This is a genomic window from Vibrio sp. 14G-20 (assembly GCF_026241515.1).
GTDB lineage: Bacteria > Pseudomonadota > Gammaproteobacteria > Enterobacterales > Vibrionaceae > Vibrio.
In genome coordinates this window covers 1-16,642 of record NZ_JAPHPW010000044.1, presented here as the reverse complement: position 1 = coordinate 16,642, position 16,642 = coordinate 1, and the positions used below count along the sequence as shown (strand labels likewise).

Below are 16,642 nucleotides of genomic sequence, written 5' to 3'. Positions count from 1 at the left end.
ACGATTATATTGGGAAAACTCTAAAACCGTGGCCAATTTTAGTTGACCACTACAGTTATATATGACGTCACATCAAAGGCTTACCCATTAAGCCATACCTTACTTGATTGGGATGAAGTTATCCGCTCTCGCAATGTAAATATCGTCGACCCAGATGTTCACGTTGAAGACGTTATTTAGTGAGCGTGAGGATTTAATTGGTGAAGGAGTATTCGATTCTTGGGTTGCCACAGAGGACATGGAACCTATTGGTTTACTTGTGGTGACTTCTCTTATGATTGTTTAAAGAGGTAAAGCTGTGTCGACAATTAAAAGACCGCAGGTTCGAGAGGGTCTTACCGCTCTCATTTATCAATGGCAACAGGGCTGCAAGCAATCGGAAGCTGAATTGTATCGTTTTGCTTATTTTCGGCTTAAAGAGTTAGCTCAAGTACGACGTTATAAATGTGCAAAGGTATTTAATGAACCTCTTATGGATTCGAGCACAACTACGACTACATTGATCCATGAGGCTTATTTGAAGGTAGGCTCTGTTGGGAAAGGAGAAATAGAGGGGACGCGAGATTTTTTTTTAATGGCTGTTAAAGCTATGCAGCATATTCTTATAAATGATTCTTGGGCGCTAAAGGCTGATAAGCGTCAAGAGGACAATTTAATGCGTATGGAGAATGCACTTTCGATTGAATGTCTGCCCGTTGATAAACGCATTGCGTTGGAGAAGTCATTGATAGATTTTACTGAGCGCTACCCACGTCAATCTAATGTACTAAAATTAAAATATTACATTGGTCTCAAGCATAAGGAAATCAGTGAACTGCTTGATTGTAGTCCCAGCTTAATTGAAAAAGATTTAAAATTTGCCAAAGGTTGGCTGCATGATCGATTGGCTGCTTAACTTCTCATAATTGGAAAAATTCAGAAATTATTTTACGAGTTTTCCATTATTCCCTGTGCCTTGCGAGTTCCAAGTAAACCTCTAAAAATAGTGATGTTTTAACTATCACAGCCTACTGAGGTTGGCTGTATGAAGACTCATTAAATAGGTTTAATAAGGAATAATAATGAAAAAGCAAGGCTTGCTCGCAGCGTCAATTGCAATGGCTCTGGTTGGGTGTGGTTCAGACAGCGATTCGTCGAGCAACCCAACGACGTTTTCTATCACTGCTATTGATGGCTATTTGGCCAATGCCAATGTCTTCGTCGACAGTACTCAAGATGGCGTATGTGATCTATCTCAAGGCAAAACAGACGACAAAGGTCAAGCAAGCCTGAGCTTGGAGCACCGCAATGCAGTTGTCTGTGTGAATGCGGTCGCTGGGCAAACGGTAGATAGCAACCGTGGTCTAGTTCAACACGACTTCACGCTGGCAAATGTGGGCAGTGGCACAATCATCAACCCTATGACTAACATGGTGAACAAGCTTCTTGCTGAAGACTCGGAGTTGACAATAGCTGACGCTGAGGAACAAGTAGTTGCTGCTATCACCGGCGATGATGGTCTTGAGGTGTCACAAGCACTTATCTTTGGTGACTACATTGCAGATACCTCAGAGCAAGCAGAAGCACTTAATTTGATTGGCGAAGTGCTGGTCGATCATTCTGACGAAGATATCGAAACTAAGCTGAAGCTGACTGAAGCTATGGCAGAAGCAACACAAGAGATCATTGAAGCCGATGACCAAACGCTTGATGATTACTCGCCAATTGTTAATATTCCACCGGGTGGCGGCGATATCATCGTTATACCAAACACCCGACCAAAAGTTGTCGGTACCACTGAACCCGTTGAATTGACGCTGGGTGAAGCTTGGCGTCCATACAATGTCAGCGATAAATTCCAAGATGCTGAAGGTGATGACATGTCCTTCACTATGATGGTCGTTGATGGTGATGGTAATAATGGTCTGTCTATAGACTCGGAAACAGGCATGATCACGGGTGAACCAGAGGGTGCAGGCAGCTTTGTTTACCATATCTTTGCGACCGATGAGCACGAGGCACGTTCATACCCACTGACCTTTGAAGTAACTGTTTTAACTGACAACCAACTTCCTGTGGTTGACGAGAACGAGCTTGCAAACCTGCAGTTGACAATGAATACGTGGTTAATCACGGAAGGCGAGTCGCTAACCGATACACTGGATGTAAGTGCGCTATTCATAGATCAAGATGGTGACGCCTTAAACTACAAAGTGGAAACGACGCTATCAACGACTGCTCGAACGGGCTTTAATGCTCTAGTAAGCGAGCAAGGCATGGTGAGTTTCTCTGGTTTGATTCCACGTCCTGCTGCGGCAAACGCTGAAACACTGACAGTCTCAGTCAATGATGGCGTTAACAGTGATTGGGTTGCAGCAACGTTTAGCTTCCCGGTTATCGAAGAGTCACCATTGCCGCCAGTGGATGGTCACCCACTGGAAGACAATACATGGTACTTCCTTGAGCGAGGCTCAAATGGAACGAATTACGCTCAAGTTTGGTGTGACACAGTGCGTTTTGAAGATGGTGAGATCTTCTACAATGACCGTGACCTGAGTAATAAGATGGAATGTACGACAGAGGCGACTTTGAAAGTTGGTACGTACGTTATTGAAGGTGACACGCTAGTGGGTTCATTTGTCGATGACGAAGAAACGATGACCATGCTTTATGATGTCACCAACGATTATGATACTAACCTAATCTCACAAGGTGCGCTGACTATGCTCTGGACTGAGGAAGGGGAATCAAGTCGTTATGTTGGATTTAGTAACAAGGCTGATGCAGAAAAGCGTATCCAACTGAAATCAAGTGACGGCCCTGAGTTACGGGATGCTTACCTATATTGGCCTGGTGAACAAGACCACCAATACGAGTTAATTTCGACCTCATTACAGATGAGTACAGCAGAACTTTCACCTGATAATTCACACGACTATATTAAGGTGTGGATGAATGGTATTAGCTGTGATGGATTGTTGAGCTCGCACAATGGCGATGCGGCTATCTTTGAGAGGTTCACTGTGACGTCTGAATCCATTTCAGCAAACAACGGCTACACTTTACACCCACAATTTTGTGACGATGTATATGAAGGCGATACACCGAATGCGGTACTTTCATTCCTGTTTGGATTGAATAATAGTCATTCACTTGAATTAGATGAAAACTACAGCATCATTGGCAAAATCAGTGATGACTGGAGTCAGTACATTACCGATGTGAACTTTAATATGGTGTGGGATGGTTCATCGAACGACGATTAATTTGAACGTTTGAGTTAGTCGCATATTGAATGCGAAGCAAATCAAATATATTGAAACAAGGAGGCCTAGTGATGGGCTTCCTTTTTTATTTTTCGATAAACTGACAATTGTTCGTTTTTTGGGGTTTACATCATTTGGTAATAAAGCCACTATGAATTCACGAAGAATAGACAAGTAAAGCTGTTAGCCAGTCGGTTTGGGAATCAAACCTTCTGCTCAATAGCTGATTTAGAGGAAGTAATGGCAGGAAACAGTATCGGACAACATTTCCGCGTGACCACGTTCGGAGAAAGTCACGGTATCGCACTAGGATGTATCGTAGATGGGTGCCCACCAGGATTAGAAATTACCGAAGCAGACCTTCAAAGAGATTTGGATCGTCGTCGCCCTGGTACTTCTCGCTATACAACGGCTCGCCGTGAAGCGGATGAAGTGAAAATCTTATCAGGTGTATTTGAAGGCCAAACTACGGGCACTTCTATTGGTCTATTGATTGAAAATACAGACCAACGCTCTAAAGACTATTCCGAAATTAAAGACAAGTTCCGCCCTGGACACGCTGACTATACGTACCATCAAAAGTACGGTGTGCGTGATTACCGTGGTGGTGGTCGTTCTTCAGCTCGTGAAACTGCAATGCGTGTAGCGGCAGGTGCAATTGCGAAGAAATACCTAAAACAAGAATTTGGTGTTGAAATCCAAGCTTACCTTTCTCAAATGGGTGATATCTCAATTGATAAAGTGGATTGGAACGAGATTGAAAACAACGCTTTCTTCTGTCCAGATGCCGACAAAGTACCGGAATTTGACCAACTGATTCGTGACTTGCTAAAAGAAGGCAACTCGATTGGTGCGAAGATTCAAGTGGTTGCGACTAAAGTGCCTGTAGGCCTTGGTGAGCCAATCTTTGATCGTTTAGATGCAGACATCGCGCACGCTCTAATGAGCATCAATGCGGTGAAAGGTGTTGAGATTGGTGATGGCTTTGATGTGGTTAATCAACGCGGTAGTGAACACCGTGATCCATTAACCCCAGAAGGTTTCAGCAGCAACCATGCTGGCGGTATCTTAGGTGGTATTTCTACTGGCCAAGATATTGTGGCAAGCATTGCGCTTAAACCAACATCAAGCATTACCGTTCCTGGTGACACGATCACTAAAGACGGTGAAGCAACGCAGCTAATCACTAAAGGTCGTCACGATCCATGTGTTGGTATCCGTGCGGTGCCTATTGCAGAAGCAATGCTGGCTATCGTGCTGCTTGACCACTTGCTACGTCACCGTGGTCAAAACTTTGGTGTGACAACTGAAACGCCAAAAATCTAGTTCTGCTTCGTTTTATTCAGAACAGAGTTGAAACTGATCTGATAGAAACAAAAAAGGGTTGCTTCGTAATGAAGCAACCCTTTTTATATTCTGCGTCATTGAAAATATCTAATGCACAGAGCTTTCAGGATCAAGCTGGAACGAAGGCAAGCGCCATTTGAATCTTACGGCAGCCATACGCAGCAAGTAGCCAACCACAAGCGTAACAATCGTTGCTGTTACGTCGTTAATGCCAAGCTCAAGCAAACCTAGGTATAAACCTGAAGCAACAAGGGCAACAGACGCATACAGTTCTTCATGCAAAACCAATGGAGTTTGACGACAGATAAGATCGCGCAGTAGGCCACCAAACACGCCAGTCACTAATGCTGACACCATACAAATCATTGGGTGCAGACCCATGGTCATCGCTACTTTAGTACCAATGATACTGAATACGATAAGTCCCAGCGCATCTAAACGAATGAATAGCCCTTTGAGCTTGATTACCCATTTAGCCAGTCCGGTTGTAATTACACCTGCGATACAGGTGATTGCCAGATACTGCGGGTTTTCAACCCAACCTAAAGGGTAATGGCCGAGTAAGATATCTCGTACTGTACCGCCGCCAATTGCCGTTGCACTCGCAACCAACATTACACCAAACCAATCCATTTTTTGTTTACCAGCACTGAGAGCGCCGGTCATGGCTTCTGCCGTGATGCCAATGATATACAAAACACTTAGTAGCATTGCTGTAGCTCTATAATATAGGTCTATAGATTGGAGTCTTATAGGCCATAGGGATATAAAAATGAAGCGCGAGTGTAGTAGTAAAAACGCTGATTGACGAATGAATATTTATACCGTGAATGGGCTTTTCAGATTAGCTAAACTAATCATTCACCTCAAAGTAGTGTAATCTGGGATCTGCAATCGATTGTCACGGTAAAATATTGGGGTCAAGCTAATGCCATTGCCCGTGATAGGGCTTTACCGAGCTCTTAAAAAAACGCAAAATGCCCCAGTTCTTTTTACTTAAATTTGATTTTATGACGCACCAATACCCAGACATCATCGATATTTTCAATCAGACCTTTTTCGAGAGCTATAATACCAAGCTCGAACTGGGTGCAGACGAACCTATTTACTTGCCAGCCGATGAACAGATATCTCACCACCGTATCGTATTTGCTCGCGGCTTTTACGCGTCAGCACTTCACGAAATAGCACACTGGTGTGTCGCTGGTCCTGAGCGTCGTTTGTTGGAAGATTTTGGCTATTGGTATGAGCCTGATGGTCGCACTGAGTCGGTTCAAGCTGAGTTTGAAAAAGTGGAAATTCGCCCACAAGCGTACGAATGGATCATTGCGACCAGTGCAGGCTTTCCTTTTAATGTCAGCTGTGACAATCTACACGGCGATTTTGAGCCAGATCGTTTGGCCTTTATGAATAAAGTACACAGCGAAGTCATGGGTATCTTTGAAGTTGGTCTTCCGCCTCGCGTGAAAATGCTCTCTGAAGCATTACGTAGCTTCTACGACGTTGAACCTTTATGTACTAGCCAATTTATTGTGAAATAAGAGAATATTATGATTATCGAATTTGAAGAAAAACTACTTGAATTAATTGATGCTCGCATTGAAAACGCATCAGACGATGAACTGTTTGCTGGTGGTTACTTACGTGGTCATATTTCTCTTTCAGTGGCTTCATGTGAAGAAGATGGTATTGAAGACGTAGCAGAAGTAAAAGCACGTATTGAGAAGAGCTTAGATGACGCTCGCTCTGAACTAACGCCAGCAGACCGCACTATCGTTAATGACCTTTGGGTTGAACTGCAAAACCAAGCGTAACTGCTCGTCATTTATCGTTAGCCGCTCAGTCCCTTCCTTTCCATTTTGTTGAGCGAACTGGTTTATTTGAGACTCATTCGAAATTTTTGAATGAGTCTGTTCATTTCTTGTGATGGTTCCATTTCCTGACTACGTTATTCTAATCCCACTTAACGGAACTATAGAAAAGGTCACATCATGAAAGTTATCGCATTTGGCGCAAGCACAAGCTCTACCTCTATCAATAAAGCACTAGCAACTTACGCAGCCAACTTGATTGAAGGTGCTGAAGTAAAAGTCCTAAACATTACCGATTACAATGTACCTATGTTCAGTGAAGACACTGAAAAAGAGATTGGCCAAGCGGAAGGCGCTCAAGCATTTTTACGTGACCTAGCGGAAGCCGATGCATTCGTTATCTCGTTTGCCGAACACAACGGTCACTATCCTGCAGCGTACAAAAACCTATTTGATTGGGCGACACGCATTGATCGCTCAGTGTTTGGCGAGAAGCCAGCGGTATACCTAGCGACTTCACCGGGTCCTGGTGGCGCACAAACGGTACTTGGAGCAGCAACAGGCTCAGCGCCATACTTTGGCGGCAACGTAAAAGCGTCCCTTTCAGTACCAAGCTTCTACGATAACTTTGATTTTGAGTCTGGTTCTATCAGCAACGAAGAGATTGCTCAGCAGATCAAAGACGCGGTTGCTAAGCTGTAAACATCGAGCAGTTTAAAAAATCGATTTAGAATAACACGAACAACAAAAGCCCGAGGGACATAATGTCGCCCGGGCTTTTTAGCTTTTAGTTTCAGGTATTTCCAATATTCAGATGTTTTAGATGTTCAGAATAGTTGAACTAGAAACTACTGGTTTGTTTTTGAGTGCTTATCAGCAACCCAGCCAGCGGTTAATGCTTTACCTTTACGCAGTCTGCGCACCCACATTCGACTTGGATGAATGGCTTCAAGCACATCAACAGGCAAAGGAAGCGGATCGCCACAGATTTGCGATGCTAATACTTCAGCTAACAATGGAGCAGAGCTTAAACCGCGCGAACCCAGCCCGATAAAGCAGTACAGGTTAGGGAAGTTTGTTACCGTCTGAATATCATCAACCGAGTCACGTTGTGGGTTAAAGTTGTGCAGGTCTTGATACTGCTCTTTGATTGATTCGAAATCACCCACGTTTCCGACAAAAGGCAAGTGATCACGGCTCACACTACGGATACCTTGGCGCGCTAGGTTGCCATTGGTATCGACATCTTTTGTCCACTCTTGGTCTGGTAGCGATCCGTGCAGGCGCTCACCATTATGTTGCTGAACCTCAATATCAAACTCTTGGTCAATATTGGTTTTGTCGTAGTTAGCACCAATACAGTGGTGACCGTTATTGGGGTTTTGCGGCGTTAGGTAACCATCAAAGCACAACACGGTTTTTAGCTTGGTTAAGTTTTCCGTGGTCGGAATATGGCTTACTTGGCCTTTAACCGGAGTTAGAGGTACAGGTTGAGTCTGCTTAAACTGGGTGAACTTGTGGCCGTTCGCAACAACCACTTGGTCATGCTTGGTTTGAACCTCACCTTGTGGTGTCTCAATGGTGAGTTGCCATTGTTGTTCAACTTCGAGCCACTCAAGTTGAGTGACTTGATGTTGATAGTGCGCGCTCACTTGGTCGGTATCTTCTAACTTTTCGATCAAGCCTTGTGTCAGTTGTAGAGGACTTAACCACCCACCCAGTGGGAAGTAAACACTCTCTTTATCGACCGGTAAACCAATCTTTTCGTTGGCTTGGTCTGGCGATAAACGTTGAATCAGGTCGGTGTGGAAGTTGCCTTCCAACATGCGGTTGAGTTTTTTAATGGAGCCTTCATCCCACATCAAAATGTTCACGCCACACCAGCTGTGATCAAATTGAACAGACAGAGCCGCTTGATTAATAAATTGACGAGCAAACAGTAACCCTGGGCCAAACACGCGAGACACGTTCGATGTCGCTTCACTCAATAACGGGTAAATCGCACCTTGGTTGTTGCCCGAGGCATTTCCAGCGGCTTGTTGGTGTTCACAATAAAGCGTGATGTCTTTACCGCGTCGGCTTAACGTTTTTGCAAGTGCAGCACTGGCTACACCACCACCAATAATAGCTATGTCTTGTGAATCACTGTGTTGAGCGAGGCCATACCAAGGTTTGATATTGGTGTGAGCGTGCTTTTCGCCAAGTCGGCCTGCAATCATTTCTCGCTTAGTACCAAAGCCTTTGACCTTTTTCATCGCAAAGCCAGCTTCGATTAAACCACGGCGAACAAAACCAGCAGCGGTAAACGTTGCACAGCTGCAATCTTGTTTTGCCAATTTGGCCATGCCGTTAAATAGGTTTTGATTCCACATTTCAGGGTTCTTACTTGGCGCAAAGCCATCTAAGAACCAAGCGTCAACCAAACCTTCCTGCGGGGTAGGCACGTTTGGCATACAATCTTTAATATCACCAAACCATAAATCGAGTGTGATCGCGCCATCGCCCAACACAATGCGGTGACATTCAGGTAGTGCAATCGGATAGTGTTCTTGGAGTTGCGTCGCATACTGGGCTAATTCAGGCCAAGACTGGTGCGCTTTGATCAGATCATCTTTATTTAAAGGATATTTTTCAAAACTGATGAAATGTAACTCTTTGGTCATCGCTTGTGGGTTATCTTTAATAAAAGCATCGAACCATTGCCAGACTGCGAGAAAGTTCAAACCTGTACCAAAACCGGTTTCAGCTATCACAAAACGGCGTTGTTGATGTTCAAGCCAACGCTCTGGAAGGTGGTTTTGTTTTAAAAAGACGTAGCGAGTTTCTTCTAAACCGTTAACATTAGAGAAGTAAACGTCGTCAAATTGGTCTGAAACTGGCGTGCCAGACTCATTCCATTCCAGTTCTGCATTAGTAATTGAAGTCATAAAATCTATCATTTTGTGATTTGAAGCGATATGTTGGTAGGGATTGTACGAATTTCTAGGAAAGCTGACCACTTTTGTTAGGCTTCTTAGTTATCATCTAGCTGAATTTAGAATTATAGGAATGTCACATGAAACGAGTCGTAATCACCGGTATGGGTATTGTTTCAAGTATCGGTAACAACGTCGAAGAAGTTTTAGCATCACTGAAAGAGGGTAAATCTGGTATTACCGCTTCAGAGCAGTTCAAGGAAAATGGCTTGCGCTCTCAAGTTTGGGGTAACCTGAAAATGAACCCTGCTGACCATATCGATCGCAAAAAAATGCGCTTTATGGGTGATGCAGCGGCATTCGCATATCTTTCAATGGAGCAAGCAATTGCTGACTCTGGTTTAACTGAAGATCAAGTATCTAATGACCGCACTGGTATCGTTGCGGGTTCAGGTGGTGCTTCATCTCTAAACCAAGTTAACGCAGTAGACATCATCCGTGAAAAAGGCGTTAAGCGCGTTGGTCCATACATGGTTCCACGTACAATGGCTTCTACGGTTTCTGCTTGTCTTGCTACACCATTCAAAATCCGTGGCGTGAACTACTCTATGAGTTCTGCATGTGCGACATCTGCACACTGTATTGGTCACGCAATGGAGCTTATCCAACTGGGTAAACAAGACGTTGTATTCGCAGGTGGCGGTGAAGAACTGGATTGGTCTCTGACTATGATGTTCGACGCAATGGGCGCACTTTCTACTAAGTACAACGACACTCCAGAATTGGCTTCTCGTACTTACGATGCAGACCGTGACGGTTTCGTTATCTCTGGTGGCGGCGGCATGCTAGTAATCGAAGAGCTTGAGCACGCAGTTGCTCGTGGCGCTAAAATCTACGGCGAGATCGTGGGTTACGGCGCAACTTCAGATGGCTACGACATGGTTGCTCCTTCTGGTGAAGGCGCGGTTCGTTGTATGAAGATGGCAATGCAAAACGTTGATGGCGTTGACTACGTGAACACTCACGGTACTTCAACTCCAGTTGGTGACGTTAAAGAGCTAGGTGCTATCCAAGAAGTTTTCTCTCAAGGTAATGGCGGTGGCAACAGCCCAGCAATCTCAGCAACTAAAGCGATGACAGGTCACGCTCTAGGTGCGGCTGGTGTACACGAAGCAATTTACTCAACACTAATGCTTGATAACGGTTTTATCGCACCAAGCATTAACGTTGCAAACCTAGACGAAGCAGGCGCAGGTCTAGACATCGTAACTGAAGCTCGTGATCAAGAGTTAACAACGGTTATGTCTAACAGCTTTGGTTTTGGCGGTACGAACGCAACGCTAGTAATCAAAAAGTACCAAGCTTAACTTAGGCTTGAGTTACAGAGACAAGGTTAATCGTTAAAGGGTTGCGCTAGTGCCGATGCAACACGCACAGGCCACCCAGTAATAATGACCATCAGAACAAAGTTTTTAGACGTAGGTTTGTAAACGTGTTTTTAAATCTGGGTATAGAAATTGAAAGGTTTCCAGAGCTTGACCAGTACTGACCTTGGTTAGTACTGGTTGAACAGACGCAAGACTCTGTCTCCTGGAGAGCGAGATAGGATCCTTTTGTTCTGGATGTTTGCCCGATTGTTTATTCAATCGGGCATTTTTCGTTTTAGCCTTTTGATCTTGGGTGTTCACTTTGGTTCGGTTCTTGTTTGCCAAGGTTAGGTGATTCAGCCCTTTATTTATAATGTATTCCAATTGCTACTCGACACCGTGTGTGGAATTTTGCACAATCATTTCAATTCACATTTAGGTCGATAGACCCCAACAAAAGTACTCGCCAAATGAAAATCTTAATCGACGAAAATATGCCTTACGCTGAAGCGCTTTTTAGCCAGCTAGGGGAAGTGACAATGAAGTCTGGTCGCACATTAACAGCTGACGACCTAGTTGACGTAGACGCATTGATGATTCGCTCTGTTACCAAGGTAAACGAGTCATTGATCAGCAAAGCCAATAAGCTGAAGTTTGTCGGTACTGCGACGGCTGGTATGGATCATGTTGACCAAGAATTGATGAAAGAGCGTGGCATTTTCTTTACTGCGGCGCCTGGCTGTAACAAGGTGGGTGTTGCTGAGTACGCGTTCAGTGCGATGATGGTGCTTGCGCAGCAACAAGGCTTCTCTGTTTTTGATAAAACGGTTGGTATTATCGGCTGTGGTCAGGTGGGCAGTTACTTGGCGAAGTGCCTAGAAGGCATTGGTATTAAAGTTCTGCTGAACGATCCTCTAAAGCAGCAAGAGGGTGATACTCGCGAATTTACTGAGCTAGAGACTCTGCTTGAGCAATCAGACGTTATTACATTGCACACGCCAATCACTAAGACGGGTGAGTTTCCAACGCATCACTTGATCAATGAGCAAGTGCTGAACAACTTACGTGCTGATCAAATCCTGATTAATGCAGCTCGCGGTCCTGTGGTTGATAACCAAGCGCTAAAAGCTCGCCTGCAAAAAGCTGATGGTTTTACTGCCGTTCTTGATGTGTTTGAGTTTGAACCTGAAGTCGACTTTGAGCTTCTTCCGTTACTCGCTTTTGCAACGCCTCACGTAGCGGGCTACGGTTTAGAAGGTAAAGCGCGTGGTACCACGATGATCTTCAACAGTTATTGTGAATTTTTAGGTACTGAACAGCGTGCGTATGCAAGCGACTTATTGCCGACAGCGCCTGTACCTCAAATGAAATTAGATAGAGCTTGGGATGAAGCAACACTGCACAATTTGACTCAGTTGATCTATGATGTGCGCAAAGACGACGCCTTATTCCGTCGCAATATCGCTACGCCGGGTTCTTTTGACAAGATGCGTAAAGAATATTGGGACCGCAGAGAGTACAGTGCAGTCGAGTTAACGGGCGACGAATCTTGTAATTTAACGCCGTTATCTAAACTCGGTTTTATGGTAAAGCCAACTTTATAAAAGAGAGAAACAATGAGCCAAGAATTTAATATTGCTATTTTAGGTGCGACTGGTGCGGTTGGTGAAACCATTCTTGAAGTACTTAAAGAGCGTAAATTCCCTGTCGGTGAACTGCACTTACTAGCAAGTGAACGTAGTGAAGGCAAAACTTCCCGTTTTAACGGCAAAACAATACAAGTACAAAACGTAGAAGACTTCGATTGGTCTCAAGTACATATTGCGTTTTTCTCTGCAGGTAGCGAGCTTTCAGAACGTTGGGCTCCAATCGCCGCTGACGAAGGTGTGGTTGTTATCGATAACACATCACGTTTCCGTTACGAATACGATGTTCCTCTGGTTGTGCCAGAAGTGAACCCTGAAGCGATTGCTGAGTTCCGTAATCGCAACATCATCGCGAACCCTAACTGTTCTACTATTCAGATGGTAGTGGCACTTAAACCAATTCACGATGAAGTGGGTCTTGAGCGTATTAACGTTTCAACTTACCAATCTGTGTCTGGTGCAGGTAAGCCGGGTATCGATGAGCTAGCAGGTCAAACGGCTAAGCTTCTTAATGGTATGCCAGCTGACAAGTCAGCATTCTCACAACAGATCGCGTTCAACTGTATTCCTCAAATCGATGAATTTACAGAGAACGGCTACACACGTGAAGAGATGAAGATGGTTTGGGAAACTCAAAAGATCTTTGCTGACTCTTCAATTACGGTGAACCCGACTTGTGTTCGCGTACCAGTATTTTATGGTCATGCAGAATCTCTACACATCGAGACTCGCGCGCCAATCGCTGCAGAGCAAGTTATTCAGCTTCTAGAAAACACGGAAGGTGTTGAAGTATTCCAAGCGTTAGACTTCCCAACTCAAGTGCGTGATGCAGGTGGTAAAGACCACGTAATGGTTGGTCGTATTCGCAATGACATCAGCCATCACAGTGGCGTGAACATGTGGGTTGTCGCTGATAACGTTCGTAAAGGCGCAGCAACAAACGCAGTTCAAATCGCTGAAGTTCTGATTCGCGATTACTTCTAAGCTTTATTGCTTTGATAAACAAGCCTCACTCTTTAGTGGGGCTTTTTTAATCGATTAAAAATATTGTTAGTCAAATTGTGTGAAATTGCTGCGAATATTGTTGCTGCAACACATTTTTTGTTTTCATCTCTATAGTTTTACGTCATTTATCCGATATATTTAATAGATCATCACTTTTCCGAATTTAAGCACCTAGCTGAGCCTTTTATGTTTCAAATTTTCAAGCCGTGGTTAATGCCTTTTGCCTTTATCATTGCGACTCAGATTTCCGTTGTTCGTGCAGATTCCATTCGAGTTGTAGGGCCTAATGGCCAGATACAATCAGCGCCTACGTTTTCAGAACCTCTTCAAAGAGCGCAATCAAATAGCGCTGAGCCTTCACGTTTCTATGGTCCAACTCGCGGCTCAGAAACATTGTGGTCTATTGCTTCAAAGTTACGCCCTGATAACTCCGTGTCAGTCCAACAAACCCTGTTGGCTATTTACCGCTTAAACCCACAAGCGTTTGAAAACCAGAATATCCACAGCTTGTTGCCTGCCAGTAATTTACGTGTTCCTTCTTTAGAGCAAACACGTGCTAGCTCGACGCAGCAAGCCATCAATATCATGAATTCGCACCTAGCGAAGCTTGATGCTCCTGCAAGTAAGCCTGTCGCTTCAAAACCAAAAGCGTCGAGTTCTGATGCAAAAAATGTTGCTCCTGCTAAGCAAGTAAGCACTACTGAAACCGCTAAAAAGCCATTGCCTCCAACTCAATCATCTCTAGCTCAATCTGCTCCAACCCAAGAGATGAACAAGTTAGAGAAGCAGCTAGAGCTTTCAGAAACTGAACTGCTGTCACTTGAAGAGAAAAACCACCAACTTCGTTTGATGTTATCGAATGTTCAATCGGAAGTGGATGAGCTAAAAACTGAGCTCAGCGATGAAGACCGCATTCGTAGCGAAGTTGAAAAACTGCTTGATGAAGAGCGCAGAAAGAACGCCGAAATTGAAAAAATGGCACCAAGTGCCATGGACGAACTGTTATCGAATGGTTGGTTAGTGGCGGCTCTGGCGATTATTCCAGGTCTGCTCATTGGTTTGATCGTTGTGATGCTGTTAGGCCGTCGTTCTAAAAATGATGAGCAACAGCAAGCGACTCAAGAACAACCGCTTCAGCCAGAACCAAGCACCGTTGCGCCTATTACATTGGGCGACGAGATGGACGACCTTAACGAGCTGTCTTTAGACGATGACTTGTTTGGTACGGAAGATGACGCCAACAAGTTGTTTGACGATCAAGCGCTAGCTGAGGAAGACGATGTCTTTGCCGGTTTAGATGAATCTGATCTTGATTTCAACCTAGATGGTGAAGACGATGACCCATTTGCCAGCATTGGCGAAAACGGCGATTTAGACACCAACTTCGACGATCTAGACTTAGACAGCAGCAATGGCATTAGTGTTAATGGCGAAGAGAAAGCGCTTGGTCTTGAAGAGATGGAGCGTGCGCTAGACCAAACTGCGGAAAGCGCCGTCGATACTGATGATGTCGACTTCGACCTTTCTGATGATAACGCAATGTCTGCGGATGACATTGAAGCCTTACTATCTCAAGAGTCTGAAACTGAAGATCTCGGTTCCAACGAGCTAGATCAATCTTTATTAGATGATCTGTTTGCTCTTGATGACGAAGGTGATGACAGCTTCGATATTGATGCTCTGATTTCGGAAGAGCAAAGTGATTCGCCTTCTAACACTGAAACACCAGCAAGCGATGATTTTGACATCGATGCGCTTATCTCAGAGCAACAAAGCGAGACTAAGCCTGCTGATTTGAGCAATGACGATTTTGATATTGATGCTCTAATCTCTGAACAACAGTCCCCTGAGCCAGCTTCACCGACAGCGAATGATGATATTGATGACATCTTTGCCCAGGTTGCGGCTCAGAACGATCAAGCGAATGACCCTTTCAACCTCGATAGCGACGATGAGATTGCCACTAACCTAAACAGTGGTTTGGCGTCTGATGATGATATCGAAAACATTCTGTCTCAGTTCGATAAGCCAATCGTAGATGAAGAACCTCAAGACAGCGTTGACCTGCTTGATGAGCAATTGGCAGGTGATGACGTTGATCTAAGTAACTCGACCGACCTTCTTGATGAAATGTTGGAAGACGAATTGGGTGATGAGTCTGAAAGTGAGCCTCTAGGCTTTGATTCTTTATCTGAACTTGAAGAGCTTTCTGGTTTATCGACAGATGATGACCTCAACATCGCAGAAGACAGCACGGAAACCTTGGATGAATTGATAGGTGATTCTGACGATGACGATGACGATGACGATTTCGAACTCGACGCCGAAAGTACCGACTTACTGGATGATTTCCTTGATAGTGAATTGTCAGATGATGAGCTTTCAGCAGATGCACCAAAATCAGAATCTCTAGACCCGTTTGATGACTTACTGACAAGTGGCATTGAAGACGAGCTTGAATTTGAAGAGAAGGCGTTTGATAAAGAGTTAGACGCAACCATTGGTTTTGACAACGTCAACGATGAGCCTGAAAAGGACTCAGACGTTGAGCTTACTCCATTAACCTCTGAAACATCCGAAGTTGAGCCTGAGCAAGCATCGGACATTAGTGAAACACCACAACCTGAAGTCGTTACTGATGAATCGTTAAATTCGGAACTGATTCAAGACAGCGCTGACGTTAAGCCAGAAAATGATGAAGCCTTTAATCGTGATAACTTTATCGATGATTTGTTCGGTGTCGCACCGGCAACGGATGTTCTGCTTGATGACTCGCTAGAAACAACAGACGAAGCGTTGATTGATGAGTTAATGACTTCTGATGACAATGATTTGTTGTCAGCGACAGAAGAGCCTGTTGAACCATCAATTGAAAATACGGTTGAACCAGAGCAAGCGTCTCTTTCCGGCAGCAACGAAGTATCAGCGCAAGAAAGCGCATCATCGGTTGAAGATGATGAATTGGATATCGACTCGCTGTTATCTGAGAATTCTGATTTTGACAAACCAGCTTTTGAAGAGCAAGTTCAAGAAGAAATCGCACCACAAGAACCAAAAGAAGCCGACATACAAGAGCAAGCTTCACCATCCTCTTTAAATGATATCTCTGAAGATGATGAAGAGACGGTTGAAGACTGGTTAGCTGAAGCCATCGACGATGTAGAGTCGCCAGCGAACGTTACCTCTGATTTTGACTTTGAGCCGAAAATCCAAGGTAGCGATCAGCTTGAATATGTCGTTGAATCCTTGCCAGAGCCAGAGCCAGAGCCAGAGCCAGAGCCAGAGCCAGAGCCAGAGCCAGAGCCA

General features: G+C 44.4%; 14 protein-coding genes. 11 read left to right on the top strand and 3 right to left on the bottom strand.

The features are described from left to right. The first annotated feature begins 42 nt into the window (after window positions 1-42). The 4 genes from OQJ75_RS21955 (at window position 43) to aroC (ending at window position 4,571) form a co-directional block, all read left to right on the top strand. Entirely contained in the window at window positions 43-180 is a 138-nt protein-coding gene (locus OQJ75_RS21955; RefSeq protein WP_265974398.1) for a hypothetical protein, read from the top strand. Window positions 181-298: 118 nt separating this feature from the next. Further along, window positions 299-895 (top strand): ECF-type sigma factor, encoded by a 597-nt coding sequence (locus OQJ75_RS21950; RefSeq protein WP_265974397.1) that lies wholly within the window; start codon window positions 299-301, stop codon window positions 893-895. 166 nt (window positions 896-1,061) lie between these two features. Beyond that, window positions 1,062-3,245 (top strand): putative Ig domain-containing protein, encoded by a 2,184-nt coding sequence (locus tag OQJ75_RS21945; RefSeq protein ID WP_265974396.1) that lies wholly within the window; start codon window positions 1,062-1,064, stop codon window positions 3,243-3,245. 240 nt (window positions 3,246-3,485) lie between these two features. Then, window positions 3,486-4,571 carry a chorismate synthase gene (gene aroC / locus OQJ75_RS21940; protein ID WP_004734182.1) on the top strand — a complete coding sequence of 362 codons (1,086 nt, stop codon included), beginning with the start codon at window positions 3,486-3,488 and terminating at the stop codon, window positions 4,569-4,571. 108 nt (window positions 4,572-4,679) lie between these two features. Here aroC and OQJ75_RS21935 read toward each other — a convergent pair whose 3' ends face one another. Next, a complete protein-coding gene (locus OQJ75_RS21935; protein WP_004734183.1) occupies window positions 4,680-5,303 on the bottom strand; it encodes a trimeric intracellular cation channel family protein in 624 nt (207 codons plus the stop codon). A gap of 299 nt (window positions 5,304-5,602) precedes the next feature. On the opposite strand from OQJ75_RS21935, the gene OQJ75_RS21930 reads away from it, so the two are divergent. The 3 genes from OQJ75_RS21930 to OQJ75_RS21920 all read left to right on the top strand — a co-directional run bounded on the left by OQJ75_RS21930 (window position 5,603) and on the right by OQJ75_RS21920 (window position 7,105). Continuing rightward, window positions 5,603-6,133 (top strand): elongation factor P hydroxylase, encoded by a 531-nt coding sequence (locus OQJ75_RS21930; protein WP_265974401.1) that lies wholly within the window; start codon window positions 5,603-5,605, stop codon window positions 6,131-6,133. Between the two features lie 9 nt (window positions 6,134-6,142). Then, window positions 6,143-6,406 (top strand): YfcL family protein, encoded by a 264-nt coding sequence (locus OQJ75_RS21925; protein ID WP_265974394.1) that lies wholly within the window; start codon window positions 6,143-6,145, stop codon window positions 6,404-6,406. Window positions 6,407-6,583: 177 nt separating this feature from the next. Then, window positions 6,584-7,105, top strand: a complete 522-nt coding sequence (locus OQJ75_RS21920; protein WP_265974393.1) for an NADPH-dependent FMN reductase — start codon at window positions 6,584-6,586, stop codon at window positions 7,103-7,105. 146 nt (window positions 7,106-7,251) lie between these two features. On the opposite strand, the gene mnmC is transcribed toward OQJ75_RS21920, so the two are convergent. Next, the gene (mnmC, locus tag OQJ75_RS21915; protein WP_265974392.1) at window positions 7,252-9,330 is read right to left on the bottom strand and encodes a bifunctional tRNA (5-methylaminomethyl-2-thiouridine)(34)-methyltransferase MnmD/FAD-dependent 5-carboxymethylaminomethyl-2-thiouridine(34) oxidoreductase MnmC; all 2,079 of its coding nucleotides are present in this window, start codon (window positions 9,328-9,330) and stop codon (window positions 7,252-7,254) included. 128 nt (window positions 9,331-9,458) lie between these two features. On the opposite strand from mnmC, the gene fabB reads away from it, so the two are divergent. Beyond that, window positions 9,459-10,685: a beta-ketoacyl-ACP synthase I gene (gene fabB / locus OQJ75_RS21910; protein ID WP_265974391.1), complete on the top strand. Its 1,227-nt coding sequence runs from the start codon at window positions 9,459-9,461 to the stop codon at window positions 10,683-10,685. Window positions 10,686-10,790: 105 nt separating this feature from the next. On the opposite strand, the gene OQJ75_RS22555 is transcribed toward fabB, so the two are convergent. Beyond that, window positions 10,791-11,069, bottom strand: a complete 279-nt coding sequence (locus tag OQJ75_RS22555) for a hypothetical protein (protein WP_323054482.1) — start codon at window positions 11,067-11,069, stop codon at window positions 10,791-10,793. 86 nt (window positions 11,070-11,155) lie between these two features. Between OQJ75_RS22555 and OQJ75_RS21905 the strand changes: the two genes are divergently transcribed. The 3 genes from OQJ75_RS21905 to OQJ75_RS21895 form a co-directional block, all read left to right on the top strand. After that, window positions 11,156-12,289 carry a 4-phosphoerythronate dehydrogenase gene (locus tag OQJ75_RS21905; RefSeq protein WP_048611503.1) on the top strand — a complete coding sequence of 378 codons (1,134 nt, stop codon included), beginning with the start codon at window positions 11,156-11,158 and terminating at the stop codon, window positions 12,287-12,289. 12 nt (window positions 12,290-12,301) lie between these two features. Then, entirely contained in the window at window positions 12,302-13,315 is a 1,014-nt protein-coding gene (locus OQJ75_RS21900; protein WP_265974390.1) for an aspartate-semialdehyde dehydrogenase, read from the top strand. Window positions 13,316-13,522: 207 nt separating this feature from the next. After that, window positions 13,523-16,642: FimV/HubP family polar landmark protein (locus OQJ75_RS21895; RefSeq protein ID WP_266067287.1), on the top strand; the 3,120-nt coding region annotated here is incomplete at its 3' end.

What these genes read in the sequence shown, in the direction of transcription:
- OQJ75_RS21945 (WP_265974396.1), top strand. Translation starts at nt 1,062, where the DNA reads ATGAAAAAGCAAGGCTTGCTCGCAGCGTCAATTGCAATGGCTCTGGTT.
- aroC (WP_004734182.1), top strand. Translation starts at nt 3,486, where the DNA reads ATGGCAGGAAACAGTATCGGACAACATTTCCGCGTGACCACGTTCGGA.
- OQJ75_RS21935 (WP_004734183.1), bottom strand. Translation starts at nt 5,303, where the DNA reads ATGCTACTAAGTGTTTTGTATATCATTGGCATCACGGCAGAAGCCATG.
- OQJ75_RS21930 (WP_265974401.1), top strand. Translation starts at nt 5,603, where the DNA reads ATGACGCACCAATACCCAGACATCATCGATATTTTCAATCAGACCTTT.
- OQJ75_RS21925 (WP_265974394.1), top strand. Translation starts at nt 6,143, where the DNA reads ATGATTATCGAATTTGAAGAAAAACTACTTGAATTAATTGATGCTCGC.
- OQJ75_RS21920 (WP_265974393.1), top strand. Translation starts at nt 6,584, where the DNA reads ATGAAAGTTATCGCATTTGGCGCAAGCACAAGCTCTACCTCTATCAAT.
- mnmC (WP_265974392.1), bottom strand. Translation starts at nt 9,330, where the DNA reads ATGACTTCAATTACTAATGCAGAACTGGAATGGAATGAGTCTGGCACG.
- fabB (WP_265974391.1), top strand. Translation starts at nt 9,459, where the DNA reads ATGAAACGAGTCGTAATCACCGGTATGGGTATTGTTTCAAGTATCGGT.
- OQJ75_RS21905 (WP_048611503.1), top strand. Translation starts at nt 11,156, where the DNA reads ATGAAAATCTTAATCGACGAAAATATGCCTTACGCTGAAGCGCTTTTT.
- OQJ75_RS21900 (WP_265974390.1), top strand. Translation starts at nt 12,302, where the DNA reads ATGAGCCAAGAATTTAATATTGCTATTTTAGGTGCGACTGGTGCGGTT.